General features: G+C 42.5%; 4 protein-coding genes. 1 reads left to right on the top strand and 3 read right to left on the bottom strand.

Going from position 1 to position 3,056, the window contains the following annotated elements; translation table 11 throughout:
* Nucleotides 1-480, bottom strand: a 480-nt coding sequence (locus F6K37_RS36240; protein WP_287255821.1) for a Uma2 family endonuclease, incomplete at its 3' end; no start/stop codon positions are given.
* A gap of 256 nt (nt 481-736) precedes the next feature.
* The gene (iscB, locus tag F6K37_RS36245) at nt 737-2,071 is read right to left on the bottom strand and encodes an RNA-guided endonuclease IscB (protein ID WP_008190869.1); all 1,335 of its coding nucleotides are present in this window, start codon (nt 2,069-2,071) and stop codon (nt 737-739) included.
* Nucleotides 2,072-2,488: 417 nt separating this feature from the next.
* Between iscB and F6K37_RS36250 the strand changes: the two genes are divergently transcribed.
* Nucleotides 2,489-2,641 carry a hypothetical protein gene (locus tag F6K37_RS36250; protein ID WP_154659979.1) on the top strand — a complete coding sequence of 51 codons (153 nt, stop codon included), beginning with the start codon at nt 2,489-2,491 and terminating at the stop codon, nt 2,639-2,641.
* Nucleotides 2,642-2,768: 127 nt separating this feature from the next.
* On the opposite strand, the gene F6K37_RS36255 is transcribed toward F6K37_RS36250, so the two are convergent.
* Nucleotides 2,769-3,056, bottom strand: a 288-nt coding sequence (locus tag F6K37_RS36255; RefSeq protein ID WP_502887806.1) for an O-linked N-acetylglucosamine transferase family protein, incomplete at its 5' end; no start/stop codon positions are given.

Here is a 3,056-nt window from a genome sequence, read left to right on the forward strand (position 1 = left end):
CAGTAACCATTGTCCTTCAATAGTTTTAGCATGTTGGATGACATGATATCTGGCTTGGTCTATTAGTATATATTCTTTGAATTGGGGAATTGAGCGATAGTAGAGAAACTTCTCTCCTTGGTCATAATTTCTAGTAGATTTAGATAAGACTTCAACAATTAGCAAAGGATTCATCACAGTAGTCTTACCTTTTCCGGTATAGATCGGTTTCCCCTGAATTACCATAATATCAGGATAGGTATACTGACGATAATCAGGTATCCACAATCGCACATCACCGATATAGATATCGTAGTCTTTTCCTTTTAAGGCAAACTTCAAGTTAGCTGCAAAATTGAGAGCAATTTTATTATGATTGGTGGTTCCTCCAGCCATCGGTATAATTTCTCCATCCCGATATTCACTTTTATACTCAGCAGCTTCTTCTAGTTCTAAATACTCGTCTGCTGTGTAGTAGCGTTTTTTGTCTTGTAATAGCATCGTGTTTTTATTTGATAATAGGGAATAATAATGTATAATTTAGAATTGATAATGAAGAATTTAGAATGTAGAATTTATAATTGGTAATTATTCATTCAGGGTAAACGCATTTTATTCTGAAATGCCTACTGGATATGAGATTGAACCGATAAGTATTTATGCTGATTAATTTTGAAATCGCTTCTGAGTAAGGCTTCTAGAATTTAGATGCGTTTGCCCTGGCGTAGCGTGGCCTACAGCCAAGCGCGAATCCGCATTAATTAACTTGGTATTCATAGCCGTCAGCCCTAAAGATTGTTTGCAAATATTTTGGATGTACATCAATCTTCTGAGCAGAAGTTTGTTCGCGTAGCGGAGGCCGTAGGCCACGCTTCGCGAACGGCTTTGCCGAAAGCACAAAACTCGGACGATAACGAATAGCAATTCGCCCTGTGTATTGCCCAGCATACTTCCCTTTCTTGATATCAGCTTTGACAATATCCCCTGTCTGAAAGCCTCTAAAAAACTTAGCAGCAGGTGCATGAGCCTTTGGAAAACCGTACTTATCTGGACGGCATCGCTGACGAACGCCATGACCTTTGGCTGTAACCGTTAGTGGTTTCACTCCGCTTAGTAATAACATCTGTGGGGTAGACTTACCTACACAAGCAGCATCAGTCCAATGGGTTTTCTCAATACCCCTAGTTTTCCGGTTGAACTTAGTCAAGCCGCCAGAACCTACCTCAATAGGTAGCTCTGTTAGTTTTAGTCTTCTGAACAATTCCCATCGGGTTGCGTTAACTGCTGCTGCATCTTTTAAAGGGTTTTTGGCTTTAGCTAATACCTTTTTGAGTATTTCCGGCTTTTTTCTTAGGAATTTCTCGATCGAGTCATTACCTTTTTTCTGATTGCAGCTTCTGCACGCAAGAGTTAAATTACTAACTCGATTGCTACCACCTTTTGATTTGGGGATAATGTGCTCAACCTCTAAGGGAGTATCAATAGCGCCACAGTAAACGCAGTTATGTCCCCACTTAGTAAGTAAATACTCTTTTACCTCAAATCCAAATAGCTCACCGTGTTGATATTCAACTCCTGATACTTCTGGGTTTTGCATTTTCTGAGTATCAAATCGAACTAATTCTTGAGATATTGCGGTTATAGGACACAACTTGATCAGCCGCCTAACCCAAGTCTCAACATTGAAAACTCGACTCATTAATGATGGTGGCAACCAACCGTCAGGGCGTGTTCGGTTTAGAAATCTTGGCTGACGATATCGGGTTTTGCGATTCCGTCTACCACGTCTTAATGCTCGTCGAGATTCTAGAGCCTTCTTAATCTGTTGACCTCGATGGTTGATTTCTAAAGCATTGGTAACCCGTCCAGTTTGCTCACAAACAATAGCAATACCTGTTGTTTTTGAGCCGGGGTCTATCTTAATTCTGTGTGAATGAGTAACAGAATCATCGATAGACCGATCTGGCATGATGATAGTGAATGGGTAGCGTTTGAAAACTTTAGCCCTCCCTTTCTTAAGTAGTTCTCTAGCTCTCGCTGGATGACAAGGATCTAGAGGTTGTTTGTTTTGATCTAGAACGAAAACTCGCATTACGCACGAACACTCCGATAAACGGGTAGAGTTAGCCTCGACAATGTTATTCAACCTTGTTAGGTACAACTCACTGGTTTAACTCGTTACGCCTGTTTAAAGCTGTACGACAGTTGCTACAAACTGGCACGTATTTGTAGGTGTCATGAGCTGAATAACGTAGTTCTCTAAGAACTTAGTCTGGTCACGACAGAGCAATCAATCTCCCGCTATAGTCCGAAGGAATTAGCGGCGAGTTCGTGACGGACGTTTTCCATCCACATTTTCAGTATATTACACAAAATTTATTATTATAACATATTTTGAAAATTTTTGTACCAAATTCTTTAGGGCTAATGTTATCGCTCTACGCCTAAGCCTTCACCGGTCAGCGGTCAGCAGTCAGCAGTCAGCATTAAGCGGTCAGTTGTCTGCTTTGTGGCACAGGCTTTGGCCTTGGCCTTTTGGCCTTTTGGCCACGCTACGCGAACGGCCACGCGTGCGCGTTTGGCCACGCTGTGCGAACGATGCTGGGACTTTCCTCAGATTCAACAAATGGTTACCTGTTTGATTCAAAAGCACCATCTGTAGTGCATAAACTCATAGCTGTTCGCGTAGCGTGCGCGTAGCGCTTAAGCTGATAGCTGATAGCTGATAGCTGATAGCTGATAGCTGAAAGCTGATAGCTGATAGCTGATAGCTGATAGCTGACAGCTCCCTATCTCCCTAACATTGCCTCATAAGCCTTTTCCATTTCCCTAGTAAATTCCTTACCATTCCACAAGGGGGCAGTTTGTCGAGATTGTCGCAGTTTCCAGGAAATCTGTTGTCTCAGGGCTGGGTCTTTGCCTAAGCGAATCCCCCACTCGATATACTGATCATCTGTCCAGGCAATGCCTTCGGTGATTCCGGCATTCATCATCATGGTGTAACTGTTGCGAGCAACAAACTGTTCTCCCACTCTGGTGACTAGGGGAATACCCATCCACAGGGTTTCCAGGGTAGT

It is taken from the genome of Moorena sp. SIO4E2, from assembly GCF_010671945.1.
In the GTDB taxonomy this organism is placed as follows: domain Bacteria; phylum Cyanobacteriota; class Cyanobacteriia; order Cyanobacteriales; family Coleofasciculaceae; genus Moorena; species Moorena producens.